This window comes from Vibrio cyclitrophicus (genome assembly GCA_023206055.1).
Lineage (GTDB): Bacteria > Pseudomonadota > Gammaproteobacteria > Enterobacterales > Vibrionaceae > Vibrio > Vibrio cyclitrophicus_A.
Map to the genome: position 1 here is coordinate 53071 of CP065367.1, position 25136 is coordinate 78206.

Here is a 25136-nt window from a genome sequence, read left to right on the forward strand (position 1 = left end):
GTCTGTCTTTATATCGAACCTGCGACAAAGGCTTGTTCCAACAACAATGTTTTCAACTCATCACTCATATCTAGGTGTTCAGGAAATTGGATACCTAACAGCCAACCTTGTCTTTGCCTTTTCTTACTCACCACTTTGTAGACCAGATCGTCATCTAAGTACTCATTCAAGTCGGAATTAACTTTAATCTTCCAGCCGACATCAATATCTGATTGCTGCGTAAGAAAGATACCGCAACCTGACGCTGAAAAATCGACCAGAGTGGCATCTAGCGACAAGGTATCAAAGGTGACTTCACAGTGGAGACGTACCTTATACCTTTCGTGCTCACGAATAGGCTTGGTTGCAAAGTTTGAGGGTGGGCGAAGGAAGATAAGGTGGGCCGGTGAGGTGATATGAGCCAGTATATTGGTTTTGAACGCCACAATGTGCCCAAGTTCGGTGTCGGTAATCGCACGAACAATAATATCAATGTTTGTTAGCTTTCTCAGCGTCAGTGCTTCTGTCGCTTTTTGTGAAAGCTCAAGGATAAGGTACTGATCTTCTTTGTGTCCGATATAAAGTGTACTTATCGGGATTGAGTCGTCTGGACCAAATTCTAATACACCTGCTGTTTTTGTACCTGGCTTTAGGTATCTGAACAGTTCTAAGTTTTTATCTTTATGCATATTCGTTACTGAACAATGTTAATCGTTTGATAAAATAATATAACGTCCTGATAGAACTATGTCATTAGTTTCATTGAGGTAATTAGCTGTATACAACAAAAAAGTGAATCGCTATCTCAAGTAAACAACGGCTTACTCTTGTCTTAAAACAAGATACACTGCTGTTAGATATATACTTGATGGAGAAATAGTAAATGGAACTGGAAACCTTATTGAATACTCTGGCTGAAACCCCAGAAGCCGTGCAATTCGAAGATACAATGCAAGTGATCGAAGCTCACTATGATTTTTCTGAGAGCGAATTTCGCAATGGTGAGGTAGTGAACGCAGCAGGGCAGAATAATGGTTCGTGTAAGATTTTTGCTTTTGGTTTAGAGCAAGGCTTATCAGCTGAACAAACACTTGCTTGTTTTGGCCAATTCTATCGTAACGACGTGTTAGGTTTTCCAAAGAATACCGACCATCAAAATATTCGTAACTTCATGGTTCATGGCTGGAATGGTATCCAGTTTTCTCAGCGTGCGCTGATTGCAAAAGCGAAGTAAAGACTAACTAGGTAACGATTAAGTCCAAACTTAATCTCAGTATTTTGAAGCGAGAAAATAACCTCTCGCTTTTTTTTTCTATGTTGAACTGGCTCGTAACTTGCTGAATAGGTTATAAACTACTGAACAGGCAAGGCAGATAAACACTTACGGCACATACAAACACCAGCCTTTGGAATATCGCTAGTATCTCGTTTTTCTAGCTCAAAACACCAACACGTCTCTTTACCCGCACTGATATCGCATTGAGCTGGCTCATTACATTGTGGACATTGGTGAGTTGAACTCGCACCACTAAGGTTATCCATGACCGATACTCGTTCATCTTCAGATAAGCCTTTCCAGCCTATAATTTCATCCATTGTTCGAAAGCAGCCACTGCACATTCCGCCATTATTTTTACAAGCCGCTCGGCAAGGTGTTTTCATTTATCTAACCTGTGATTCATCTGGGCTGAAATGTAGCATATTTGTTTGCCTATTAAGAGTCAGCAAACCAAAAAATGACCAATCAACAAAGTAAATGACCTCGTAATTTCAAGGCTTTTCATGTAGCATCTCGCCCCTTTTGTTGAGTGGGGGATATTATGTTTATTGGATTTGATTATGGAACAGCTAACTGTTCTGTCGCGGCGATGGTTAATGGAGAGCCAAGCCTGTTACCGCTAGAAGGTAACAACCACTATATTCCCTCAACTGTTTTTGCACCTACTCGTGAAAGCGTCTCTGAACACCTATTTCGCCACTTGAATATCAAGCCGAGTGATGCGATCGGTGAGCAAGTACTACGACGTGCGATTGCGTTGAATAGAGAAGAGAGTATCGACCTAGTACCAGAAGACATGGCATTTGGTCAGGCTGCGTTGGACTTATATTTAGAAGACCCTCGCGATGTTTATTATGTTAAGTCTCCTAAGTCTTTCCTTGGCGCGAGTGGGCTACATGATGTTCAGGTGAGTTTTTTCGAAGATTTAGTGTGCGCCATGATGGCAAATATTAAGCATCAAGCCGAACTCACGACTCAAGAGCAGATCAAGCAAGCTGTTATCGGTCGACCAATTAACTTCCACGGTCGAGGTGGTGAAGAGGCGAACAGACAAGCTGAAGACATACTGTCTCGCGCAGCTAAGCGTGCAGGTTTCCTTGATATCGCTTTTCAATTTGAGCCAGTAGCCGCAGGTCTTGATTACGAAAGCACCTTAACTGAAAACCAAACGGTGTTGGTTGTCGATATTGGTGGTGGTACCACCGATTGCTCACTATTAGAAATGGGTCCAAGTTGGTCTGGTAAAGCGGATCGTACCCAGAGCTTGTTGGCACACAGCGGACAAAGGGTAGGGGGGAATGACCTCGATATCTATCTTGCGTTCAAACAACTGATGTCACCTTTTGGTATGGGCAGCAAAGGCATTTCGGGTATTGATATGCCACTAACTCAATTCTGGAATCCAATTGCGATCAATAATGTTGAAGCTCAAAAGAATTTCTATTCAAAAGAAAACTTAGCAGCACTAAAATTACTTCGCAAAGAAGCGTCAGAGCCTCAAAAGCTAGAGCGTTTGATGAAGGTTTATCATGATACTTTAGGTTACGGCATTGTGCGCAGAGCAGAAGAAGCTAAGATCGCCTTGGCTGAATCCTCTCAATACCGTGCTGCGATTAATGTTGCCTCTGAACTGGTCGAGGTGGACATCTCAGTCGAACAGATGGTTGAAGCGATTGAAACACCAAAGTCTAAGATGATTGAGTTGGTCAAAGAAGCGATTCAACAAGGCCAGAAAAAGCCAGACGTAATCTACATGACGGGTGGTTCCGCTCGTTCGCCGATACTTCGTGCCGCCGTACAACAAGCTGTGCCGAACGTACCTATTGTGAGTGGTAACTACTTCGGTTCAGTAACTGCAGGTTTAGCTCGTTGGGCTGAGGTTTGCTTCAAATAAGAGTTCAATGATGAGTCATGCAGGGCAACCAGTCGTTGATTGGTTGCCCTTTTTTATATTTTCTCTAGTGAACTTTCAATTGAGCGATTTTTCCTATCTCAAATCAAGAGTTGTTTCACAAAGCTAAATATTTCTACTGGGTTCTATATGTTACCAAATGTTTCAGTGTTGAGGGTTGGTCTCTCGATGGTCTGATGAGTCATCATGAAATTAGATTTTTAATGCTATTTTAATGATTATAAAATCAAAAATAATCAAAAAACCCATCTCAAAAAATGAAAGGAATTATCAGTAATTATACTTTTATATCTTTGTTTTAATGAGATTTTTTTGTTTTTTATAGTGCGGTTTTTTTTATTTTACATATTTTAATGCAACTTTCTTGTCATTCGTATATTAGGGTTTCGCTACTTGTTAATTACAGGTAACAACTTCTCCGTAAGCACGAGGTTGTTAGTGAATAACTCACCTAGTTACATAATGGACATAACAATGAATAAGAAACTTTTAGCGCTAGCGATTTCTGGTGCAGTATTTGGTACACAGGCAGTTGCAGTAGAACTTTACAACGAAGATGGCACAACATTCTCAGTTGGCGGCCACGTTTCAGTTGCAGTTGGTGACGTAAACAGCGATGACCGTCTTAATGAAGATGACATCGGTGTAGAAACTGTATCTCCACGTATCAACTTCGGTGCAACTCACGATCTTGGCAATGGCTTTACTGCTGACGCTAAAGGTGAATGGGCGTTAAACATGCTTGACGGTGGTGATGAGTCATTCACAACTCGTCTTGGCTACGTTGGTCTTTCTCACGATGATTACGGTCGTGCAGCAGTAGGTACTCAATGGGCACCTTACTACAACGTTGCTGGCGTAGCAGATATGCCAATCGCATTCGCGAACGATTTCATCTACGACGATCATGGTAACCTAGGTACTGGTCGTGGTGAAGAGATGGTTAGCTACGCTAATGCTGTCGATTTCGGTAATGCTGGCTCTCTAAACGTTGGTGTTGCATGGCAAGGTCGTAAGTCTGACGATGTATCAGATACAAACACAAACGAGTACGGTAACCGCGGTCAAATCGCTTTGAACTACTCAATTGCTGATGTTACTGCAAACTATGCATACAACACTGGTGACGTTACGTTTGGTAACATCGCGGGTGGTTCTAAAACAGCTGATTCTCACGTAGTAAGTGCAACATACGGTTCTTACGGTTCAGAGGGTTTGTTCCTTGCTGGTGTATACGCAATGAACAACTACATGAACTCAAGCTCAGGCGTTGCTCTAGAAGAGACTGTAGCTATTGAGTTACTAGCGTCTTACGCGCTTTCTAATAGCCTTAACCTAAGCGTTAACTACGAAGCAGTAGAAGACGACAAGCTAAGCGACACAGTATTTGCTACAACTGCTTTACAAGCTGAATACAACTTCACATCTCAGTTCGTAGGCTTTGCTGGTTACCAGTTCGACCTACAAGGTTCTGGCGTGTACAAAGAAAAAGCTGACGACCAATGGCTACTTGGTGCTCGTTACTACCTATAAGTCGCAGACTTATTTAGCATAGTGTTTACTCCTTAAGTTTACCTTTTAGGATACTGTCCTAGACACCATGCTAAGCCCTCTCCAGCCTTTTGGTTTGAGAGGGCTTTTTTCGTTCTATACGTATCTGTTTTAGCTTTTCCTTCATGTTCCTCAGCTATTCATTTGATCTACGTAGCTATGGCTCTTTCAATCAGTTCTTATATGTCGCGATCTTCGGATAAAAGTATTTAAATCATTTAATTGAGCTAAAGATCAGAATTTAGATATTGGTAACCATCTTGTCGAAGACTCTCATTTTATGATGCGTTAAACTCTCCACTCCAAAAATAGTTCAGGGATAAACTATGAGCAGTGTTGTCGATCAGGAACAGCTGATGAATTCGAAACGAACAGCAACTCCAACTAAGGTGCTGTGTGTTGGGCGCAACTATGTCGATCACATCGAAGAACTCAATAACGCAATTCCAGACTCAATGGTGGTTTTCAATAAACCGAGCACCAGTGTTACGTCATCTCTGTCTTCTTTTCATCAAGAAGCGCTGCACTACGAATCAGAAATCTGTTTTATCGTTGAAAATGGTCAGTACTCCGCTGTGGGTTTAGGGCTAGATCTCACCAAACGTGAATTGCAAAGTAGCTTAAAAGCGAAAGGCTTGCCTTGGGAGCGCGCTAAAGCGTTTGATGGTTCTGCTGTTTTGAGCCGCTTTGTCCCCCTTGATAACTTCGATCTCTCTGACTTAAATCTAGAGCTGTTTATTAACTGTGTTCGCGTTCAAAAAGGGCACGTAGAGCAGATGCTTTATTCTCCACAAACTATCCTCGAAGAGTTATCTTCTTACACGACTTTGCTTGATGGCGATGTTGTGATGACGGGTACTCCAAAAGGTGTTGGTGCTGTGCACAGAGGCGATATTTTCCTTGGTCGCCTAAAGTGTGGCGATACGACATTGATTGAGATTGAGTGGGTAGCAAGTTAATTAGTCTTTTCTATTTAGTTAAAAAATTGGCCTTGTTGTTTGATTATGGTTTTTAATTCGAACAAATAGACATGGAACAACTAATTGCATCTAGAAGGGTGTTGGTAATTGATATAAAATCCGCCTCCGTTTTTATCAATGCTGAACCTCATGATCGACTTAACCATTTTACCTGTCTACCTGACTGCCGTTGTTGCACTTCTTCTTTTACCTGGCCCTGATATGTTACTGATCGCGAGCTCAAGCATGAGCTATGGCCGTAAGGTCGGTGTGTTCGCAAGTTTAGGTAATGCAACTTCTGGAATTATTCTGACAGTATTAGCGGCTATGGGTGTATCAGCATTGATTGCGATGAGCCCAATAGCGCTTAAAGCTCTCCATCTGTTAGGCGGCGCGTACTTGTTGAAGATGGGGTGGGATTGCTTGCGAACAGAGCAGGGCAACGCGCCGGAGTTAAACGATAATTTCGCTGCAAAAGCCTATTATCAACGAGCACTGATCAGTAACCTGCTGAACCCCAAAGCCTTAGTGTTCTTTGTGATGTTCTTGCCTCAGTTTGTATCGACGAATATCGAAGCGACTTCGGGCGAGCAGATGTTAGTGCTTGGCTTGTTACTGAATGTCTTAGGTTTAACGTTCAATTTCTTGCTGGTGGCGTTGGTGGGTACTATTGGTAAGTCTCTGGTAGAAAATGCTAAGTTCCGTACTTATCAGCAGAAACTGATGGGGGGCGTATTCATCGTGTTGGCTATCTGGATGTTGTCGTCTTTCTTTACTTCGTAGACGGATCAACCCAGATATTTTCTCGAGGTTAGCCGCTGAGACAAAAATGGACGCTTCGAGCGTCCATTTTTTACATTTAACCGTTACATGTTGAACACACTAAATCTCTATGAGTTCAACTCTTGTTGATGTTGTTCAATCAGTTCCTCCATGTACTTCTCACCGCGCAGGCGAGTGTCATCGTAGGTTTCTGTCCCTTCAAACTTTGTCACCGTCTCATAATAGACTTTCACTTTTGGTTCTGTGCCTGAAGGTCTTACGATGATGCGTGAACCATCCTCGAGGTGATAGATGAGTACGTCACTCGCGGGCAGATTAATCGCCTCAGTATTACCACCAATAAAAAAGCGCAAAGATGATTGCAGATCTTCAATCACAGAGATAGCCACTCCATTTATCGCTTTGGGTTGTGCTGACCTAAGTTGGGAGCCAATAGATGGTGAATCTGGGTCAAGCGCGATACTGCGTTGTGCGTTGGTATGAACCCCATGCTCAAATGAAATTTGAGCGAGAAGATCCCAAACCGTTCGACCTTGAGATTTTAACTCCTCAACCAATTGAGCAAAAACAACGATGGCAGACAGCCCATCCTTATCTCGAACCTGAGTACCAATTGTATAGCCTAGCGCTTCTTCATAAGCGAATAAGAACTCATTGTTTTCGTCTTCTAATTGCATGCCAATGTTGGCCAACCATTTAAAGCCTGTCAGTGTTTGGAAATAAGTCGCACCATGAGCATTCGCCACTTTTTCAAGTAGCGTTGATGACACGATACTATTTCCAACTAACTGATTTTTAGTGCGTGGCTTTGACAGCAAGTAGTGTGCGAATAACACACCTACTTGGTCACCCGTGAGCATTTTGTACGAGTCATCTTCAGTTCTGACCGCAACGGCGAATCGGTCTGCATCTGGATCGTTGGCACAAGCAATGTCGGCGTCGACACTTTTCGCTAGATTAACCACCAAATCCATCGCACCTTTTTCTTCCGGATTAGGGAAGTTGACGGTTGGGAAGTTGCCATCAGGCTCTCTTTGCTCGGCTACGCTGAACACCTTATGGAAACCAGAATCATGGAGAAGATCTTCAGCCATTTGTGCACCGACACCATGCATTGCTGTATAGGTGATAGTGGTGTTCGCCGATTCGATCTCTTTACTCACGTATGGGCTCTGGTTGATCGCAGCGCGGTACGTTTGGTAATAACCTTCAGTTAACCACACTAACTTACCTTGTGTTTCAGCGTCACTTAGGCTCATTAAAGGGAGCGGCTTAGTTGATGCGATATCGATTTCAGCGGCAATGCCCGCGTCGTGAGGAGGAATGATTTGAGCGCCATTCTCCCAGTACACTTTGAAACCATTGTATTCTGGTGGATTGTGGCTGGCCGTCACAACAACTGCCGCTGCGGCGTTGAAGTGTTCAATGCCAAAGGCAACGATAGGGGTCGCTGCGACATTAGAGGTTAGGTAAACCTTAATGCCTAAAGCCGTGAGTACGGAAGCGGTATCAATCGCGAACTGCTTTGAATCTAAACGTCCGTCATAACCGACGACCACACCGCGGATGGTGGCATTAGCGACATGTTCGATTAAGTAGTGGCCAAGTCCGGTTGCTGTTTCCTGTATGACTAAACGGTTCATTCGATTTGGGCCGCATCCCACTTTTCCTCTAAGTCCTGCCGTTCCGAACTCTAATCGTTGCGTAAAGCGGTCTTCAAGTTCGTCGTGCATTCCCTCATCGATGAGGTGTTGAAGTTCTTCACGAGTTCTTGGGTCTGGGTCTCTCGCTAACCAATTCATTGCATCTTGCATAATCACTAAACCTTTTAATGTCGGTATGACTTACTGTTGATTTAATTTAAGTGATATTGATTATCATTTCCATGAAGGCAATCGTAAAACTCGATATAAAATAAATTCCAACGGCAAGAGGGCACGTAGATTAAGCCACTTCAAATAATTGACTGTTTAGTAAGTAAACTTACCTTGAACAATTGGATATCACTAACTAGCCTTTTACATAAATATAACAAAATTTAACAATTTCGCCGTTTTTGAATCTTTCATAGAAACCTCCAACGCTTTTGAATCGTATTAGTTCTTAGGTTATATGAGGTCAGCAGCCCGCTTACAGGATATTTTCATGTGAGTTGTAGGTTGAGATTCAGCCTTTTCATGTGTAGTTGGAATAACTATGAATGTTGTCCTGTTCGCAATCACATGTAGCTCGCAATGAAACACAGCTCGCAACGAAATAGAGCTCGCAACGACATTTAGGTCGCAAGTATCCAATTAGGAAGGATAAGGAGAGATCTTTTGAAAAGATTACTGGTTAGGCTAGTGTGGCTTTTGAAGAGTTTTGTTGTGCTTTTAGTATCGCCTTTAGTGAACGCAAGCAGTGATTACAACATGACTCAAGGTGTTACTGAGATTAGCGGTAAAGTGTATGAACTTCATATGCTGATCTTCTACATCTGCTGCGCGATTGCCTTCGTTGTTTTTGGTGTGATGTTTTATTCGATTTTGAGGCACAGGAAATCAAAGGGCGCAGTTGCTGCCCATTTTCACGAAAGCACGAAAGTGGAAATTCTTTGGACCATCATCCCTATTGTCATCCTCATCGCTATGGCGATACCCGCTACTAAAACCTTGATAGCGATGGAAGATACCTCCCAATCAGATCTGACCGTTAAAATCACTGGTTCACAATGGAAATGGCATTACAGCTATTTTGGTGAAGACGTCGAGTTTTTCAGCCTTCTAGCGACCAGTGACAAAGAGATTGAAGGTCTCGAAGTGAAAGGCGCACATTATCTGCTAGAAGTTGATAAGCCGCTTGTACTGCCTATTGACCGTAAAGTCCGTTTCTTGATGACTTCCGATGATGTTATTCACTCATGGTGGGTGCCAGCGTTTGCCGTTAAGAAAGACACCATTCCGGGCTTTATCAATGAGGCTTGGACAAAGATAGATGAGCCTGGTGTCTACCGAGGGCAGTGTGCAGAGTTGTGTGGCCGCGCTCATGGTTTCATGCCGATAGTGGTACATGCTATGGAAGAAGATGAGTTTGACGCATGGCTAGCAGAACAGAAAGAGTTGGCGATAGCCGAACAACAAGCCGCGAAAGATGCATTAGATGCGTCACTTTCTTTGGAAGAGTTGAATACCATCGGTGCAGAGGTTTACAAAACTCGATGTGCGGTTTGCCACCAAGCTAACGGTGAGGGCATTCCCGGAGCATTCCCTGCCATCAAAGGAAGCCCTATTGCCCTTGGAGATGTGGATGTTCATATCGACACTATTGTTTATGGTCGTGGCGGAACGGCGATGCAAACATTCGATAATCAGTTAACTGAGAAAGAGATCGCAGCGGTAGTAACTTATCAACGAAACGCTTGGGGTAATGACACCGGTGATATTGTTCAGGCTTCAGATGTTAATGCTTACAAGACCAAGCAAGAAGGCGGTGGACAAACAGGTGTAGAACAAGGCTCAACGGATGAAGCACAAAATGATGCTAAGGAGCAGTTATGAGTTCACCAATCAATAAGCCGGTGAAATCGGCTCCAGTAGAAGATCAAGTACTGAGCCATTCTGCGGAAGGCACCTTGGGCAATAATGATTTGCCTGTTGATGATCACGATTCACATGCGGCACCTAAAGGCTGGGCTCGTTGGCTGTATTCAACCAATCATAAAGACATTGGTACACTTTATTTGTGGTTCAGCTTTGCAATGTTCTTAACGGGTGGTGCCATGGCGATGGTGATCCGTGCGGAGCTGTTCCAACCGGGGTTGCAACTCGTTGAGCCAGATTTCTTCAATCAGATGACGACTGTCCATGGCTTGATCATGGTGTTTGGCGCAGTGATGCCCGCTTTTACGGGTTTGGCTAACTGGATGATCCCAATGATGATCGGTGCACCAGATATGGCGTTGCCGAGAATGAACAACCTCAGTTTCTGGATCTTGCCTTTTGCGTTTCTAATCTTAATCGGGTCTTTATTTACAGAAGGGGGCGGTCCGAGCTTTGGTTGGACCTTCTACGCGCCACTCTCGACAACTTATGGCCCAGACAGTACCGCGCTATTCGTATTTTCAGTCCATATTATGGGGATCAGTTCTATCATGGGGGCGATTAACGTGATCGTAACCATAGTGAACATGCGCGCACCGGGTATGACTTGGTTCAAGTTACCAATGTTCGTATGGACATGGTTAATTACCGCTTTCTTGCTGATAGCCGTGATGCCCGTTCTCGCGGGTGCGGTGACTATGGTACTGACTGACAAATACTTTGGAACCAGCTTCTTTGATGCCGCTGGTGGTGGGGATCCGGTGATGTTCCAGCACATATTCTGGTTCTTTGGGCACCCCGAAGTGTACATCATGATCTTGCCGTCGTTTGGTATCGTCTCGGCCATCATCCCAGCCTTTAGTGGCAAGCGCTTGTTTGGTTACCATTCGATGGTGTACGCGACCTGTAGTATCGCCATTTTGTCTTTTTTAGTGTGGGCACACCACATGTTCACAACGGGTATGCCAGTATTTGCCGAACTGTTCTTCATGTATTGCACCATGTTGATAGCGGTGCCGACCGGTGTGAAAGTCTTCAACTGGGTGGCGACCATGTGGCGCGGGGCTTTGACCTTTGAAACCCCAATGCTGTTTGCGATTGCCTTTATTGTTTTGTTTACGATTGGTGGGTTATCTGGGCTGATGTTGGCGATAGTGCCTGCTGATTTCCAATACCACGATACCTACTTTGTTGTGGCTCACTTCCATTATGTTCTGGTAACAGGTGCCGTGTTCTCGATTATGGCTGCCGCCTATTATTGGCTGCCTAAGTGGACCGGGCATATGTACGACCACAAGCTCAGTCTGTGGCATTTCTGGACATCGGTGATTTCAGTCAATGTGCTGTTCTTCCCTATGCACTTTTTAGGGTTAGCTGGAATGCCGCGTCGTATTCCAGACTATGCCATTCAGTTTGCTGACGTTAACCAAGTCGTTTCGATTGGTGGTTTTGCCTTTGGGTTGTCTCAGCTGATTTTCTTATGGCTAGCTATTAAGTGCGTAAGAGGGGGGGAGCCTGCGCCAAGCAAGCCTTGGGATAGAGCAGAAGGTCTTGAATGGACAGTACCAAGCCCTGCGCCTCACCACACCTTTATTCATCCGCCTAAAGTGGATTAGAGGGCAGAGCCATGAGTGATAAGCAAAGCGATCAAGATAAAAACCAACCTAAACGTTCATCCAAAAAGCTGACGGGTTACTTGGTGTTGAGCGTGGTTGCGATGTTTGGCTTCGGTTTCGCTTTGGTGCCGCTCTACGATGTGATGTGTGAGGCCTTAGGTATTAATGGCAAAACTAATACCGTTTCTGCCGTTCAACCTCAGGGAATGCAGCCTGACTACTCTCGTACTGTTCGTGTTGAATTTATGTCGCACATTAAGCCTGATATGCCGTGGCAGTTCTCGCCTGAGGTTCGAGTGTTAGAGGTTCACCCTGGTGAGGTGGTTCAAACTAACTACATTGCCAAAAACCTTTCTGAAACCTCATTGATTGGCCAAGCTGTACCGTCGGTTTCTCCAGGAATGGGGGCAACCTACTTCAATAAGATGGAGTGCTTTTGCTTTAATCAGCAGCCATTGGACGGGCACAAGAGCGCAGAAATGGGTTTGATATTTTACATTGAGCCAGATATTCCAGAATCGATACATACGCTTACGCTCTCTTATACGTTATTTAATATCACGAATGAGATGGGTGCAGCGGCCAATAAATCTGAGCCTAACGTACTCGCAAGTAATTAGGGCGTGTTTATCTTTCGAGCTGATTTTTGCAGCGAGTTGCTGGGTGTTTATACAAGGCAGAGGCGTCGATGTGTAGCTAGCCTACATGAGAAGCCGATAACGTAGTAGAAATGACCAGCAAACGCTGCCCGAAGGGTTCGGCTAAAAGTGTTTTACTCTTTGTTGAGGGAGATTTGCTTAGAATGACTAGGCTACTTCCCCCTCGCCGCGATTAAAACACTTTTATCTCGAACAAAATTTAACCGCGAAAGGTCAACGCGCCCTAGGAAATTACAGAACCAGTATCAACATAAGGAGTTGAGCGATGAGTTCTAAAAAGGAAGTTTATTTCGTTCCACACCAAAGCCACTGGCCATTGGTGGGTGCCGTAGCACTGTTTTTGGTCGCAGTTGGCGCTGGCTTGACGGTGCAAAACATGGGCACCGACGCCGCAGGTGGAGTATTTGGCAAAGCGGTGTTGTTAGTCGGGTTTGCAGTGCTGCTTTACATGCTCGCAGGTTGGTTTAGCAATGTGATCACAGAATCATTGAGTGGTCTCTATTCTGAGCAGATTTCTCGTTCTTTTAGGCAAGGAATGAGCTGGTTTATTTTCTCCGAAATCATGTTCTTCGGCGCTTTTTTTGGCGCGCTTTTCTATGCTCGAATGATTTCTGTGCCTTGGATTGGTGGTGCGGGCAATAATGAAATGACCCATGAAGTATTGTGGCCGATGTTCCAATCGATATGGCCATTAACGACTACCCCTGATGGTGTAACGACACAGGCGATGCCTTGGCAAGGTATCCCTCTTAAGAACACTATTATTCTGCTGCTTTCCTCTGTGACGCTGCACATGGCACATATCAGTCTTGAGCAAAATAAGCGTATGGCTTTGATCGTCTGGTTGGAGATAACCATTGTTCTGGCTGGCTTCTTCCTGTTCTTCCAAGTTGAAGAGTACCTTCACGCTTATCAAGAGATGGGGCTGACACTTCAGTCTGGCATCTATGGCAACACCTTCTTCTTGTTGACCGGGTTTCATGGCTTACATGTCTGTTTAGGGACGATCTTTTTGATTGTGCTGCTGGCAAGGGTTGCGAAAGACCACTTCACTCCGAAAGACCACTTTGCGTTCCAAGCGGGCAGTTGGTATTGGCACTTTGTTGATGTGGTTTGGTTAGGGCTGTTTGTGTTTGTTTATGTGCTTTAACGGTTGAGCCTATAGGGGATTAATAGGGGCGAGGGTTGGGAGTTATCACTCCTGATCCCAAAGCAAGTAATAAAAGTAGCACGACAACGGCTGACCACATCACACGACGCCCCAAGAAGTGACTGAGCCTTTTTCCATTGTGTTTACCTGAGGCGATTTGGATTAGACCTTTCATCAAGTTGAAAGCGATGAAAAACAGCAAAGCGACCAATACAACTTTAAATAACAACACAAAGGTAGATGACGCCATAGTGATAACTCCAAACCGATTGATTGATGATGAACATAAGTTCCGCAGTAAAGGTTTTTGGATAGCGGTTGTTTTAACTGTGGTTTCAGTCGGCGCTTTAATCAAGTTAGGTTTATGGCAACTCGATCGTGGTAACGATAAATTACGTTATGAACAACAATTGACAGAGAGAGCACAGCTATCGCCACAACCTTTAGATGTCGTTATTTCTGAGTTGCGAGAGCAGGATTTATCTGGCCAAGAGTCACTAAATCCTCAAACCCTAAGCGGGTTAAAGGCTGATGTTGAATTGGTAAATACGAGTGGCTTGATGTTCTTGTTAGACAACCAGATAAACCAAGGAACGGTAGGGTATGTGATTTACATGTTGGGAAAGGTTCGTCTTGAAGATGAAAATAACTCATTAGTGGCTGAAAAACAGTTGTTGATCGATCTTGGGTTTGTTGCGGCAAGTAATGACAGAAGAGAACTACCGCAATTAGGAAACATTACTGTACCAACCAAAATGTCAGGGCGCTTGTACACACGCTCAGTGAATCCTTTGAGTCATGAATTGGGTTTAGAAAATACGACACCGAATAGAATCCAAAACCTAAACATAGCAGCGTTATCACAATATACCGGGCAAGAAGTGCTGCCCTTTGTCTTCCAACCTCAGAGCTTAGGTTCCTGGCCTTATGAGTTGTTATGGCGGCCGACGGCGATGAAATCTGAGAAGCACTTTGGTTACTCGTTTCAATGGTTTGTAATGGCTGCTGTACTTCTGTTTTTGATGTTGTTAATTGGGTTCCGATATTTTAAGAAAAATAGCCAAATGAATAAGAAGTAGGTACTCAAAATTGAAATAGCGACTTAAAGGTAGCGCCTACAACAAGGAAGAAAGATGGATAAATCTCAAGTACAAATGAATAGCGAAAGTACCGATGCAAACATGGCTGAGCTTAAAAGCCGCCGAACTAAGGGACGTCTGGTATTAATTGGATTAGTTTTGATTTTCGCTTTGCCTGCCATTATCGCTAAAACCGTGTTGGACCAGAATTGGTACACCTCAGGTGTCACTAACTCGGGCGAATTGGTAGAACCAAGAACCACACTAGCGGATTTCGGTGTAACGGTACCAATGGCAGGAGAGGGGTGGTTAGTGGGTTATATCGCACCGATGGAGTGCGAAAGCTTGTGCGAACAACAGCTTCATTATTTGAATCAAAGTTACTTAGCGTTAGGGAAAAACAAAGAGCGCGTGACCGCCGTTATTTTCGTATCAGAAGGTAATTCGTTATCGGGTTCTCTTGATAAGCCTGATCTATCTTTGTTAGCTGGTGGTGATCAGTTAAGTACCGAGTTTGCGCCGGCTTCCATTGTCATTATTGACCCACTCGGGCAATTGGTTATGGAATACAAAAGCGTTTTGGAACCGTCGCAGCTAGTCGGGCAATCCAAAGGCATGATTCATGATTTAAGAAAGCTACTTAAGCTATCACGAGTTGGGTAGTTGATAAGCTTTGGCAGATGGCGTTAATGCTGAGTGTTGTTAGCGAAAAGGGAATAAATATAGGGAGGTAAACGATGCAGAATAAAGCCCCTGATTTACTCATGCTCGTGATGCGAGTGACGATCTTACTTACGCTTGCTGTGATCGTGCTCGGTGCTTATACCCGTTTGTCTGATGCCGGCCTTGGTTGCCCCGATTGGCCTGGGTGTTATGGGAAAATCACCGTTCCTTCTGACGCACAAGCAGTGAATCAAGCAAACCTCCAATTTCCCGAACGTGCTCTCGAAGCAGATAAAGCTTGGATTGAGATGATACATCGCTACTTTGCGGGTTCATTAGGACTTCTTATCTTTGTTGTGGTGGCTTGGTGTATTAAGAAGAACATCACTGCTGCTGGACTGCCGTTATTGATCTCGGCAACCGTGATTTTTCAGGCTTTATTAGGCATGTGGACGGTGACACTCAAGCTGATGCCTGTCGTGGTTATGGCGCACTTGATGGGGGGCTTCACGTTGCTGTCACTGTTGTGTCTGCTCTACTGTCGTCTCTCTAATTTCCAAACCCGATTTGGCGAACCCTCTTACGCGCCTCAGATTAAGTTCTGGGCATCGTTGGGGTTAGTGGTTGTGGTGGGGCAGATATTGCTTGGCGGGTGGACCTCATCAAACTATGCCGCGTTGGTGTGCACCCAGCTACCAATTTGTGAGGGGAATTGGACAAGCTATCTAGACTTTAAGAACGCGTTCGATTTTGCACAGCACGGCCATGATAACTATGAGTTCGGTGTATTGGAGTATCCCGCAAGGCTCACAATACATGTCATGCACAGGTTTGGCGCTATTGTGGCAACGTTGACGGTGCTAATGGTCGTGTATCAGTTGTGGAAGTTTGGTCAAACAGCGCATCAAAAGCTGAGCGTGATTGTTGCCATAGTGTTGGTTACTCAAATCAGCCTTGGAATCAGCAACGTGTGGTTTCACCTGCCAATCTCAGTCGCGGTTTTGCATATTCTAGTTGCGGCGATACTGCTTATTAGCATGGTTGTGACCAACTTTGTTGTTTGGCAGCGAAAACCAAGTGAGAGCTTGGTAAAGAACAGTGTATTACAAGGAGGTAATCATGGTCAGTAGAGTTTCAACACAGCATGAAGTGGTGGTTCAAGTCCCAGCTTCAAGTAATGAAATGGCTGCAAAAAACAAAGCTGCTTGGAAGGTTTATTTAACACTGACCAAGCCTAAAGTGGTTGCTTTGATGTTGCTAACGGCATTAGTCGGAATGTGCTTAGCTGTGCCTAATGGACTGCCACTACAGCAAGCTTTATTCGGCATGATAGGGATAGGGTTAATGGCAGGGTCGGCTGCTGCGTTTAACCATTTGATCGACAAGAAGATCGACGGGCAAATGTCTCGAACCAACCGACGTCCGTTACCATCAGGGGAGCTCAGTAGCGTACGAGTGTTCAGTTTTGCCGCGGGCATTGGCTTGCTTGGCTTCGTCACCTTAGTGATGTTGGTAAACCCACTGACCGCTTGGCTAACCTTTGCGAGCTTATTGGGATATGCCGTTATCTATACCATGTACTTGAAGCGAGCGACGCCGCAGAACATCGTGATAGCCGGAATAGCTGGAGCAATGCCTCCGTTATTGGGCTGGACGGCTGTTACTAATGAGCTACATTCAAGCGCATGGTTGCTGGTGATGATCATCTTTATTTGGACGCCTCCACACTTTTGGGCGCTTGCGATTCATCGTCGTGACGAGTACGCCAAAGTGGATATCCCGATGTTGCCCGTGACTCATGGGATAGCTTACACCAAGACTTCAATTTTGCTGTATACACTGTTGTTAAGCGTCGTGTGTGTACTACCAGTATTAGTTGGCATGAGCAGCTGGATATATCTGAGCGCGTCATTGGTGCTCAACGGCGGGTTTGTTTATCACGCTTGGGTACTTAAATATCGTGATGAGCCCAACATGGCGATGAAGACATTCAAGTTCTCCATTTATCATTTGATGCTCTTGTTTGTAGCCTTGTTGGCAGATCACTATCTACTTTGATAACTGACGTTTCAGATGTTATTGAATAAGAAAACGGATGCGCTGGGCATCCGCTTTTGTTTGGCTGATTGCTAACACTCACCTATGGAAAGTAAGTATCTAGTGATCAATTAGTCCACTTTGTTCCAAGCATCTTGCCAGTGTGAACCTACACCTGGTTCGTACTGAGTTGCTGTTGGTGCCCATTGAACACAGTAGCCAGAGTATGGGAACTCTTTACACTGATAAACGCTACCATCGCTGCTTAGTACTGTTGTACCGGCTGTGTAAGACTCAATGCTTTCAGGGAATACGAAATCGTAATCGCCCGCTGGTGGAGGTGTTTGCTCATCCATCAGATGGAAATCAAGCGTGTTCTGATCCACTAAGTTACCTTGGTCATCTTTCGTCACGACCACAAGCATGTGGTGGCCAGCTTCAGATTTAGACAAAGTCAGTTGAACATCTTCCACTTGTCCGTCTGCTAATTCAGATTTTTGAGAGGCAAGCGCTTCACGATGATGGTTGTACACAGTCAATTCAGCTTGAATATCGCCTGTTGCTGCAAGAGTAAGATCAAGCTGTGTCGGCTGGTTTTCATCAATAATGTACTCAGACTCTAAGCCTGTTACTTCTAGCTCATGGTCTGGTTCTGGAGTATCAATTTTGTAACCGATCTCTACGCTGTTAAAGCCTGAACCTGCCTTTAAGTAAATAGGGTTCGAACCGTATACAGGAGCGAAATCGCCTTGGTCGTTCAGCTGACCTGCTTTGATTTGCGTTTGTTCTTTGTTGATCTTAGCCGCAAGCGCGTAAGACCAGTTATTTGCTTTGCCTTGATCGTTGCTCTCAATGACGAGCTCAGTGCTGTATGAAGCGTTCTCACCCGATTGATCGAAGACACGAGTGTAAACAGCATCACCAATGTTTAGATCTTGAGTTGGGTTGATTTGACCGCCTTGATCCCAATCAGGAATGATAGGGCCGTCGCCATCAAATTTCACATCGATAACGTTGTAGAAAGCCATCGCAGTATCACCCACGTCCCATACAGCAAGGATCACTTGATAACCTTCGCGCTCTGGAACATTACACAAGTGGCTTACTTGCATAGGTGGTTGTTGCCCATTGCCTTCAACAACACAAAATGGCGTTAAGTCAAAAGAGTTGCGCGCCAAAGGCTGGTTTGGGTTCCAGTCTGGTTGAGTAATGTAGTATTTCCAGTCGTTAGTCACGTGGTTGGCAGTGAACGTCCACTCAAAATATTGAGAGCCCGACTTGATAGGACGTTTAACCCAGCGATCTGCAGTTTGTTCGTCTAATGCTGCCGCTAAAGACGATTGCGCACTGGCTATTTTTCCATCTGCAGGGCCGACTTCAGGGAAGCCTTCTGGGCCTTCCACACTTTGTGGTTCGTATTGGATACCACCACAATCAGTGTTTTTCTGTTGTGTGTCACTCGCAGGGAACTTACATAGAGCGACACGGCTCTCAGCAACGCCATTATCGTATGCCGAAACATAACCGTGACCGAAGCTTGCACCGCTTACGCTAAGTAGCGACAGCGCGATGAGTGACTTTTTTGGGAGTTGTTTCATTATTTGTCCTTACTGTATTTGGCCGACAAAAAAGAGAACACCCCGGCATGCATATGCACTTAAATCCTATTAAGTGGCGACCCCGCTATCATAGACAGAATATTTGTCGACAGATCGGTGGCTTTGCGTCCTATTCTTTCAAATAGTTTGCCAGAAGTGCGTTTAAGCAAACGGAATGTAGCCAACCAGTTTTATAAATGCGAATCAATAGATTGAAATGTGGAATGCTAATCTCGAACTTTTAATTCTTGATACAAATTAACTTGCTATATGTTTCGTTAGTTAACGTATAAATTATTGATATAAATAAAGAAAGTATTTGATCTAATTGTTTTTGTGAATGCTTTTGGGTTTTTGTGTTCTGCTCTGTACAACAATTGCACTCATATCAAACCAAACCTTTGGTTTCCACTAACCGAGCCCTGACATGTCGTGTATGAAAAAACGGACAATTGATTGGTATGAATTATATAAAGGAGTCGGTATGGAATTCACAGAACAAGACAGAGATGCGTTGTATCAAACGTGGATGTCACAAAAATCGCGAATGCGAATTACGCAGATGGAGTTTTCAAAAAAGCTAGGAATGAACCAGCTTGATTTCTCACGAGTGTTAAGAGGGGAGACGCCATTGACTATGTCTTTCGTCAGTCATTTTTGCCGTTTACTTCATTTGGAACCAAGGAATGTATTCCCTTCACTAAAAGAAGGCAATGAATCTGGACCTAAAGTGGTTTATTTGAAAAGTAGAATGAGTGTTGATGGCGAGATTCAAAACGCTTATATCGAAGGAAATCAGGTGATTGTAGAGTATGCTCACACCGTGCAGCATAACTAATTTTAGAGCTAGCTCTGAGTTTTAACCCCTTTTTCTACAATCTTTCCACATAGGGTATGGCATACTTAGTTGGATTCTTCTATTTAATGTAAGTGCGCTATGAAACCTTTAAAACTTCTCTTGCTTGTTGCAACCAGCATTTTTTTGTTTGGTTGTGCAGGCGGTCCAATTAAAACCGCAACCAAATTCACTAGTTATGAAGATTTTAGCGCCGGTCCTGATGGAGGCGTCGATCTAGTATGGGCAAGGATAGGGTTACGTGATTCACAACGCCTGAAAGCCAAACTCGATGAGTATGACTCGGTGGTGATCGACCAAATTTTTGTACTGGCAGAGGAAGGTTCGCTCGATCAGGAGGAGATTCAAGAGCTGACTGATCACATGGTTACACGCTTGGAAGAGAAAATATCGCCGCATAAAACAATTGTCGATGAACCCACGGGTAAGACGCTTCGCTTGAGTATCGCCCTGAGTAACGTTGAAACTCCAAACCCTATCCTAGCCGTGACCAGTAGTGTACTGCCGTTTGGCCTTGCGATGTCAACCATATCTAAAGTGACAACTGGCGAACACACGAATGTTGGTAGTGCGAGTGTAGAGTTATTGGTCAGTGATGCTCAAGAGGGCACGCCATTGTTTGCTGCCATCGACCGTGAAGCGGGTAATAAAGACTTTTCAACCATGATTGACTCGTTAGATGATGCGAAAGACGCGATCAACTATTGGGTCGAGCGTTTAGGTGATACTCTACACAACATAGATGACGCATAGAAAGAGCGAATAATGCTAGAGAAAGAGAACCTGATTAAGTTGGCTCGAATGCAGATGCCATTTGGAAAGTACGCGGGTCGTACACTGATTGACTTGCCTGAAGAATATTTGCTGTGGTTTGATAAAAAGGGATTCCCGTCTGGTGAACTAGGCGATTTATTAAAACTGTGTCTTGCTCTGAAAATTGAAGGGCTTGATAGCGTTGTCAAGCCATTGAAAAGAATGTAATTAGTTAGAAGCTCGCGTTAATCACGTGAGCTTTTTTATTTTCAATTTCTGCATAATTTTACATGTATGGTGAAGCTTGAAGAATAACCGTTCTTAATCTGACATAAATTACGCAACCGATAGTGTGTAAATAATTTTATACATGGTGTTTTAAATATAAAACACAAAAAAAATTGCGTTTATTTTTAATTAGTGATTGAAACTAGAGTTTTTACTAGTTAAGTTACAGGGAACAAGAAGATTAGTGCTGATAGAAAGTTACGTGAGACAACGTACATTCAGCTCAAGGATAGAAAAAAGGAAGAAGTAAGCAATGTTCCAGACTGATGATGTAAGAATTAACAAAGTAAAAGAGTTATTACCCCCTGTTGCTGTTTTAGAAAAGTTTCCAGCGACAGAAGTTGCTTCTTCTACAACCTTTGAAAGCCGCAAAGCGATCCACAATATTCTAGAAGAGAGCGATGACCGCTTGCTTGTTATTGTAGGTCCATGTTCTATTCATGACACAGAAGCTGCTCTTGAGTACGGTAAGCGTTTGAAAGTGTTACGCGACGAACTTGGTGATAACCTTGAAATCGTAATGCGTGTTTACTTTGAAAAGCCACGTACAACTGTTGGTTGGAAAGGCCTAATCAACGACCCGTACATGAACGATACGTTCAAGCTAAATGATGGTCTTCGTCTTGGACGTAAGCTATTGCTTGACCTAACTGATATGGGAATGCCTACGGCAAGTGAATTCCTTGATATGATCACGCCTCAATATGTTGCTGACCTAATCAGCTGGGGTGCAATCGGCGCACGTACTACAGAATCTCAAGTTCACCGCGAACTGGCTTCTGGTCTATCTTGCCCAGTTGGGTTTAAGAATGGCACTGATGGCAACATCAAGATCGCAACAGATGCAATTCGCTCTGCTAGCGCTTCTCACCACTTTTTATCGGTAACTAAGTACGGTCACTCAGCTATCGTTGAAACGGCAGGTAACCCTGATTGTCATATCATTTTACGTGGCGGTAAAGAGCCAAACTACAGCGCAGAACACGTTGGTAAGATTAAAGAAGAGTTAGCAGCTTCAGGTCTTCCACAAAAAGTGATGATCGATTTCAGTCACGCAAACAGCTCTAAGCAGTTTAAGCGTCAAATGAATGTATCTGATGACGTAAGCGCACAAATTTCTGGTGGCGACAAAGCTATCTTTGGTGTGATGATTGAATCTCACCTTGTTGAAGGTCGCCAAGACTTGGTTGATGGCAAAGCTGCAACTTACGGTCAATCTGTTACTGATGCATGTATTGGTTGGGAAGACACTGAAACAGTACTTCGCCAACTGGCAGGCGCTGTTGAAGCTCGCCGCAACAAATAGACTAATTACAGTCAGCGACTAAGCGACTGAAAATTCAAAGCCCTTATTAGCAATTGCTAGTAAGGGCTTTTTTGTGGATCTTAGTTGAAAACTGGAAGTATCTGTATTCTTAAACGAGAAAAGACAGTAGCTCGTTGATTTTAAGGGATAGCAAAGCTCTATCTTGTCTGGTTTCTACATTAAGGCGTATTAATGGCTCGGTATTAGACTTTCTTAAGTTGAAGCGCCATGTGTCCATATTGATGCTGATCCCGTCTGTGTGATCGATCTCAACGGCATTATCTCGGTAGTGCGATAACACACAAGCCATGACCTGCTCTGGGTTTGAAACTCTTCGATTGATCTCCCCGGAAGAGGGGAATTTCTGCATACTGTTACTCGTCAATTGGTGAAACGATTGTTGAGTTTTCGACATCAGTTCGATAACCAATAGCCATGGAATCATGCCTGAATCGCAGTATCCAAAATCACGAAAATAATGATGTGCGCTCATTTCGCCACCATAGACGGCATTCGTTTCACGCATCTTCTCTTTGATAAGTGCGTGTCCCGCTTTAATTCCAATCGCTTTTCCACCATGCGTGTTGGCGACTTCAATCGTGTTCCATATCATGCGCATATCGTGCAATACAGTCGCGTTAGGCTGTTTGACCAAGAATGCCTCTGCTAGCAAGCCAACAATGTAATAACCCTCGATGTAATTGCCTTTTTCATCAAAGAAAAAGCAGCGGTCGAAGTCTCCATCCCAAGCAATTCCAAGGTCGGCAGAGTGTTTTAAAACGGCATCTCGAGTGGCTGCTTGGTTCTCTCTAATCAAAGGATTTGGAATACCATTGGGGAAGTTTCCATCGGGCGTGTGATGAACCTTGACGAAAGTTATAGGGACACTGAATTCATTAAATTTATTCTCTAAAGCATCAATGACATGTCCTGCAACGCCGTTTCCTGCGTTAACCACAATCTTCATCGGTGACAGCTTTGATGGGGTTATATACGAGAGTAGGTGCTCTACGTACGGAGCAAGAATACTGGCCGTTCTACAAGAATAAGAGGGTTGTACATGGTTGATAGGTAAACCGCTATTCAGCTCTTGATCCAGAACCTCAATACGCTGTTTGATGTCATCTAAACCATTGTTTTTACTAATCGGACTCGCACCTGCACCGACTAATTTCATTCCGTTGTAATTGATTGGGTTATGGCTTGCCGTAATTTGAATTCCGCCAATCGCTTGTAGGTGGCGAGTTGCAAAGTAAATCTCTTCAGTACCGGTCATACCGAGATCTATTACGCTTATTCCAGATCCGTTCAAACCTTTGGTTATGGCTTCTTGTAGTGAAAGGGACGTTTCGCGGTTATCACGGCCAATCACTACCTGTGCCAAACCATCGAATGAGGTTTCAGCTGAAGCAAAAAGTACGTGTTCGCCAAATGCCTTTCCAAGCAGGTAGGCAAGGTGTTCATTGATTTGTCCACCAATGATGCCGCGGATATCGTTGTTCTTGAAGCAGCTAAGGTCTAATGTTGATTTCATTTGTTGCTGCTCTAGTTCGATTTATTGATTGGAGGTGAGTCAGGTTGTTCGTCTCGCACATCTCGGCCATAGCTATCTTGATATCGAATGATGTCGTCTTCACTTAAATGACTGCCTGTTTGTACTTCAATCATCTCGAGTGGGAGATCCCCGGGGTTCTCTAGGCTGTGAATATGGCCTAAAGGAATGTAAGTGGATTGATCTTCTTCAACCAGATAGGTTTTCTCATCATTGGTTACCTTTGCAGTCCCTGCTACGACAACCCAGTGTTCCGCTCTATGATGATGCATCTGTAGCGATAACTTATGACCGGGTTTTACCGTAATACGTTTTACTTTGTCGCGTTTACCTAGGTCGATTACATCGTATTTACCCCAAGGTCTAAACACCTCACGGTGATGAACATGTTCTGTGCGACCAGCTTGGTTCAGTTTAGTAACAATCGATTTTACACCTTGAACTTTATCTTTATTCGCAACCAATATAGCGTCTTTGGTTTCGACAATAATCAGGTTTTCGACACCCACAGTTGCAACCAGTTTATTTTCAGCATGGATGTAGTTGTGCTGAGAATCGACAGTCAACACATCGCCTTCAATGACGTTGTTGTGCTCGTCCTTATCACTCACATCCCAGATTGCAGACCATGAACCAATATCATTCCAACCGACATCCATAGGAATTACTGTAGCGTGTGAAGTTTTTTCCATCACGGCATAGTCGATAGAGTCGCTAGGGCTGCTTTTGAATGCTTCGGCGTCAATACGGATAAAGTCGAGGTCGGTGTTTTGCTTTGCGAGAGCGAGTTTACAGGCCTCTAAGATCTCTGGGCTATATTCAGCAAGTTCTTCAAGGTAGCGCGATGCTCTAAACATGAACATACCGCTGTTCCATAAGTATTGTCCCGAATCAATGTACCGCTCTGCAGTTGCTAGGTCGGGCTTTTCAACGAAACGCTCAATCGCATAAGCATTTTGAGAGAGCGACTCTCCTTGCTTGATATAACCATAACCCGTTTCGGGTGCGTTCGGAGTAATACCAAATGTGACGAGCTTGCCTTGTTTCGCGTATTCGATACCTCTCGCTACCGTTTGCTGAAAGTCGGTCGTTTGGGCGATGTGATGATCGGCTGCCAGTACCAATAGTATTGGATCTGACTCGTTCTGTTGGTTGTTGTTCGAGTGACTTAAGGCCTGTAAAGCTGCGAGTGCGATGGCGGGCGCTGTGTTTCGACCGATAGGCTCTAGCAGAATACCACTGTGTTGTATGTTAGCCGATCGAGCTTGCTCCGCAGCAATAAAGCGGTGTTCTTCGTTACAGATAATGAAGGGAGCGGCACACTCGGTATCACTTAAGTGAGCTTCAAGGCCTTGCAAACGCAAAAGGGTTTGCTGAAGCATAGATTGCTCACCTGCGATGTTGAGGAATTGCTTAGGGTAAAGCTCGCGAGATAGTGGCCAGAGGCGGCTACCAGAGCCGCCAGCTAGAATGACAGGTAAAATCATATCGTGGTAATTGAGTGCTTTAAAATACTGGCGCCATGTTACCACGCTTCA

Annotated in this window: 24 protein-coding genes and 1 riboswitch; of the genes, 17 read left to right on the plus strand and 7 right to left on the minus strand. The window is 44.2% G+C overall.

Going from position 1 to position 25136, the window contains the following annotated elements; all coding sequences use genetic code 11:
• Positions 1-8: 8 nt before the first annotated feature.
• Complete coding sequence (locus ITG09_16150; GenBank protein ID UPR54488.1) at positions 9-668, minus strand: PilZ domain-containing protein; 660 nt, start codon at positions 666-668, stop codon at positions 9-11.
• 194 nt (positions 669-862) lie between these two features.
• Here ITG09_16150 and ITG09_16155 point away from each other — a divergent pair, with 194 nt between their 5' ends.
• Positions 863-1213, plus strand: coding sequence for a HopJ type III effector protein (locus ITG09_16155; protein UPR54489.1), 351 nt, complete (start codon positions 863-865; stop codon positions 1211-1213).
• 119 nt (positions 1214-1332) lie between these two features.
• Here ITG09_16155 and ITG09_16160 read toward each other — a convergent pair whose 3' ends face one another.
• Positions 1333-1641: a DUF1289 domain-containing protein gene (locus ITG09_16160; protein ID UPR54490.1), complete on the minus strand. Its 309-nt coding sequence runs from the start codon at positions 1639-1641 to the stop codon at positions 1333-1335.
• 158 nt (positions 1642-1799) lie between these two features.
• On the opposite strand from ITG09_16160, the gene yegD reads away from it, so the two are divergent.
• From yegD to ITG09_16180, 4 genes are all read left to right on the plus strand, one after another.
• A complete protein-coding gene (gene yegD / locus ITG09_16165; GenBank protein UPR54491.1) occupies positions 1800-3152 on the plus strand; it encodes a molecular chaperone in 1353 nt (450 codons plus the stop codon).
• 492 nt (positions 3153-3644) lie between these two features.
• The gene (locus ITG09_16170) at positions 3645-4703 is read left to right on the plus strand and encodes a porin (protein ID UPR54492.1); all 1059 of its coding nucleotides are present in this window, start codon (positions 3645-3647) and stop codon (positions 4701-4703) included.
• 344 nt (positions 4704-5047) lie between these two features.
• The gene (locus ITG09_16175) at positions 5048-5680 is read left to right on the plus strand and encodes a fumarylacetoacetate hydrolase family protein (GenBank protein ID UPR54493.1); all 633 of its coding nucleotides are present in this window, start codon (positions 5048-5050) and stop codon (positions 5678-5680) included.
• Positions 5681-5830: 150 nt separating this feature from the next.
• The gene (locus tag ITG09_16180) at positions 5831-6463 is read left to right on the plus strand and encodes a LysE family translocator (protein UPR54494.1); all 633 of its coding nucleotides are present in this window, start codon (positions 5831-5833) and stop codon (positions 6461-6463) included.
• Positions 6464-6570: 107 nt separating this feature from the next.
• Here the strand turns inward: ITG09_16180 and ITG09_16185 are convergent, their stop codons facing one another.
• Positions 6571-8277, minus strand: coding sequence for a phospho-sugar mutase (locus ITG09_16185; protein ID UPR54495.1), 1707 nt, complete (start codon positions 8275-8277; stop codon positions 6571-6573).
• Positions 8278-8781: 504 nt separating this feature from the next.
• Between ITG09_16185 and coxB the strand changes: the two genes are divergently transcribed.
• The 4 genes from coxB (at position 8782) to ITG09_16205 (ending at position 13466) form a co-directional block, all read left to right on the plus strand.
• Complete coding sequence (gene coxB / locus ITG09_16190; GenBank protein UPR54496.1) at positions 8782-9999, plus strand: cytochrome c oxidase subunit II; 1218 nt, start codon at positions 8782-8784, stop codon at positions 9997-9999.
• Positions 9996-11657, plus strand: a complete 1662-nt coding sequence (gene ctaD, locus ITG09_16195; protein ID UPR54497.1) for a cytochrome c oxidase subunit I — start codon at positions 9996-9998, stop codon at positions 11655-11657. The genes coxB and ctaD overlap by 4 nt, the downstream gene beginning before the upstream one ends.
• Positions 11658-11668: 11 nt before the next feature.
• Positions 11669-12277 carry a cytochrome c oxidase assembly protein gene (locus ITG09_16200; protein UPR54498.1) on the plus strand — a complete coding sequence of 203 codons (609 nt, stop codon included), beginning with the start codon at positions 11669-11671 and terminating at the stop codon, positions 12275-12277.
• 304 nt (positions 12278-12581) lie between these two features.
• On the plus strand, positions 12582-13466 hold the full coding sequence (locus ITG09_16205; protein ID UPR54499.1) for a cytochrome c oxidase subunit 3: 885 nt from the start codon (positions 12582-12584) through the stop codon (positions 13464-13466).
• Positions 13467-13485: 19 nt separating this feature from the next.
• Here the strand turns inward: ITG09_16205 and ITG09_16210 are convergent, their stop codons facing one another.
• Positions 13486-13716: a DUF2909 domain-containing protein gene (locus tag ITG09_16210; protein ID UPR54500.1), complete on the minus strand. Its 231-nt coding sequence runs from the start codon at positions 13714-13716 to the stop codon at positions 13486-13488.
• On the opposite strand from ITG09_16210, the gene ITG09_16215 reads away from it, so the two are divergent.
• The 4 genes from ITG09_16215 to ITG09_16230 all read left to right on the plus strand — a co-directional run bounded on the left by ITG09_16215 (position 13655) and on the right by ITG09_16230 (position 17266).
• Positions 13655-14545 (plus strand): SURF1 family protein, encoded by an 891-nt coding sequence (locus tag ITG09_16215; GenBank protein UPR54501.1) that lies wholly within the window; start codon positions 13655-13657, stop codon positions 14543-14545. The genes ITG09_16210 and ITG09_16215 overlap by 62 nt on opposite strands.
• A 54-nt stretch (positions 14546-14599) precedes the next feature.
• Positions 14600-15208 (plus strand): hypothetical protein, encoded by a 609-nt coding sequence (locus ITG09_16220; GenBank protein UPR54502.1) that lies wholly within the window; start codon positions 14600-14602, stop codon positions 15206-15208.
• Between the two features lie 74 nt (positions 15209-15282).
• Positions 15283-16338: a COX15/CtaA family protein gene (locus ITG09_16225; GenBank protein ID UPR54503.1), complete on the plus strand. Its 1056-nt coding sequence runs from the start codon at positions 15283-15285 to the stop codon at positions 16336-16338.
• Positions 16328-17266 (plus strand): protoheme IX farnesyltransferase, encoded by a 939-nt coding sequence (locus tag ITG09_16230; protein ID UPR54504.1) that lies wholly within the window; start codon positions 16328-16330, stop codon positions 17264-17266. Before ITG09_16225 ends, ITG09_16230 begins: the two co-directional genes overlap by 11 nt.
• Positions 17267-17376: 110 nt before the next feature.
• Here the strand turns inward: ITG09_16230 and gbpA are convergent, their stop codons facing one another.
• The gene (gbpA, locus tag ITG09_16235) at positions 17377-18843 is read right to left on the minus strand and encodes an N-acetylglucosamine-binding protein GbpA (protein UPR54505.1); all 1467 of its coding nucleotides are present in this window, start codon (positions 18841-18843) and stop codon (positions 17377-17379) included.
• A 72-nt stretch (positions 18844-18915) separates the two neighbouring features.
• A riboswitch (cyclic di-GMP riboswitch) is annotated at positions 18916-19005 on the minus strand.
• A 322-nt stretch (positions 19006-19327) separates the two neighbouring features.
• Between gbpA and ITG09_16240 the strand changes: the two genes are divergently transcribed.
• The 4 genes from ITG09_16240 (at position 19328) to aroG (ending at position 22046) form a co-directional block, all read left to right on the plus strand.
• Complete coding sequence (locus tag ITG09_16240) at positions 19328-19681, plus strand: XRE family transcriptional regulator (GenBank protein UPR54506.1); 354 nt, start codon at positions 19328-19330, stop codon at positions 19679-19681.
• A 99-nt stretch (positions 19682-19780) separates the two neighbouring features.
• On the plus strand, positions 19781-20452 hold the full coding sequence (locus ITG09_16245) for a DUF3313 domain-containing protein (protein UPR54507.1): 672 nt from the start codon (positions 19781-19783) through the stop codon (positions 20450-20452).
• Between the two features lie 12 nt (positions 20453-20464).
• The gene (locus ITG09_16250) at positions 20465-20680 is read left to right on the plus strand and encodes a DUF3820 family protein (protein UPR54508.1); all 216 of its coding nucleotides are present in this window, start codon (positions 20465-20467) and stop codon (positions 20678-20680) included.
• Between the two features lie 313 nt (positions 20681-20993).
• Positions 20994-22046 carry a 3-deoxy-7-phosphoheptulonate synthase AroG gene (gene aroG / locus ITG09_16255; protein UPR54509.1) on the plus strand — a complete coding sequence of 351 codons (1053 nt, stop codon included), beginning with the start codon at positions 20994-20996 and terminating at the stop codon, positions 22044-22046.
• Between the two features lie 109 nt (positions 22047-22155).
• Here the strand turns inward: aroG and ITG09_16260 are convergent, their stop codons facing one another.
• Positions 22156-23580, minus strand: coding sequence for a phosphomannomutase CpsG (locus ITG09_16260; GenBank protein UPR54510.1), 1425 nt, complete (start codon positions 23578-23580; stop codon positions 22156-22158).
• A gap of 11 nt (positions 23581-23591) precedes the next feature.
• Complete coding sequence (locus tag ITG09_16265) at positions 23592-25085, minus strand: mannose-1-phosphate guanylyltransferase/mannose-6-phosphate isomerase (protein UPR55194.1); 1494 nt, start codon at positions 25083-25085, stop codon at positions 23592-23594.
• Between the last annotated feature and the right edge of the window lie 51 nt (positions 25086-25136).

What these genes read in the sequence shown, in the direction of transcription:
- ITG09_16150 (UPR54488.1), bottom strand. Translation starts at nt 668, where the DNA reads ATGCATAAAGATAAAAACTTAGAACTGTTCAGATACCTAAAGCCAGGT.
- ITG09_16155 (UPR54489.1), top strand. Translation starts at nt 863, where the DNA reads ATGGAACTGGAAACCTTATTGAATACTCTGGCTGAAACCCCAGAAGCC.
- ITG09_16160 (UPR54490.1), bottom strand. Translation starts at nt 1,641, where the DNA reads ATGAAAACACCTTGCCGAGCGGCTTGTAAAAATAATGGCGGAATGTGC.
- yegD (UPR54491.1), top strand. Translation starts at nt 1,800, where the DNA reads ATGTTTATTGGATTTGATTATGGAACAGCTAACTGTTCTGTCGCGGCG.
- ITG09_16170 (UPR54492.1), top strand. Translation starts at nt 3,645, where the DNA reads ATGAATAAGAAACTTTTAGCGCTAGCGATTTCTGGTGCAGTATTTGGT.
- ITG09_16175 (UPR54493.1), top strand. Translation starts at nt 5,048, where the DNA reads ATGAGCAGTGTTGTCGATCAGGAACAGCTGATGAATTCGAAACGAACA.
- ITG09_16180 (UPR54494.1), top strand. Translation starts at nt 5,831, where the DNA reads ATGATCGACTTAACCATTTTACCTGTCTACCTGACTGCCGTTGTTGCA.
- ITG09_16185 (UPR54495.1), bottom strand. Translation starts at nt 8,277, where the DNA reads ATGCAAGATGCAATGAATTGGTTAGCGAGAGACCCAGACCCAAGAACT.
- ctaD (UPR54497.1), top strand. Translation starts at nt 9,996, where the DNA reads ATGAGTTCACCAATCAATAAGCCGGTGAAATCGGCTCCAGTAGAAGAT.
- ITG09_16200 (UPR54498.1), top strand. Translation starts at nt 11,669, where the DNA reads ATGAGTGATAAGCAAAGCGATCAAGATAAAAACCAACCTAAACGTTCA.
- ITG09_16205 (UPR54499.1), top strand. Translation starts at nt 12,582, where the DNA reads ATGAGTTCTAAAAAGGAAGTTTATTTCGTTCCACACCAAAGCCACTGG.
- ITG09_16215 (UPR54501.1), top strand. Translation starts at nt 13,655, where the DNA reads ATGAAAAACAGCAAAGCGACCAATACAACTTTAAATAACAACACAAAG.
- ITG09_16210 (UPR54500.1), bottom strand. Translation starts at nt 13,716, where the DNA reads ATGGCGTCATCTACCTTTGTGTTGTTATTTAAAGTTGTATTGGTCGCT.
- ITG09_16220 (UPR54502.1), top strand. Translation starts at nt 14,600, where the DNA reads ATGGATAAATCTCAAGTACAAATGAATAGCGAAAGTACCGATGCAAAC.
- ITG09_16225 (UPR54503.1), top strand. Translation starts at nt 15,283, where the DNA reads ATGCAGAATAAAGCCCCTGATTTACTCATGCTCGTGATGCGAGTGACG.
- ITG09_16230 (UPR54504.1), top strand. Translation starts at nt 16,328, where the DNA reads ATGGTCAGTAGAGTTTCAACACAGCATGAAGTGGTGGTTCAAGTCCCA.
- gbpA (UPR54505.1), bottom strand. Translation starts at nt 18,843, where the DNA reads ATGAAACAACTCCCAAAAAAGTCACTCATCGCGCTGTCGCTACTTAGC.
- ITG09_16240 (UPR54506.1), top strand. Translation starts at nt 19,328, where the DNA reads ATGGAATTCACAGAACAAGACAGAGATGCGTTGTATCAAACGTGGATG.
- ITG09_16245 (UPR54507.1), top strand. Translation starts at nt 19,781, where the DNA reads ATGAAACCTTTAAAACTTCTCTTGCTTGTTGCAACCAGCATTTTTTTG.
- ITG09_16250 (UPR54508.1), top strand. Translation starts at nt 20,465, where the DNA reads ATGCTAGAGAAAGAGAACCTGATTAAGTTGGCTCGAATGCAGATGCCA.
- aroG (UPR54509.1), top strand. Translation starts at nt 20,994, where the DNA reads ATGTTCCAGACTGATGATGTAAGAATTAACAAAGTAAAAGAGTTATTA.
- ITG09_16260 (UPR54510.1), bottom strand. Translation starts at nt 23,580, where the DNA reads ATGAAATCAACATTAGACCTTAGCTGCTTCAAGAACAACGATATCCGC.
- ITG09_16265 (UPR55194.1), bottom strand. Translation starts at nt 25,085, where the DNA reads ATGATTTTACCTGTCATTCTAGCTGGCGGCTCTGGTAGCCGCCTCTGG.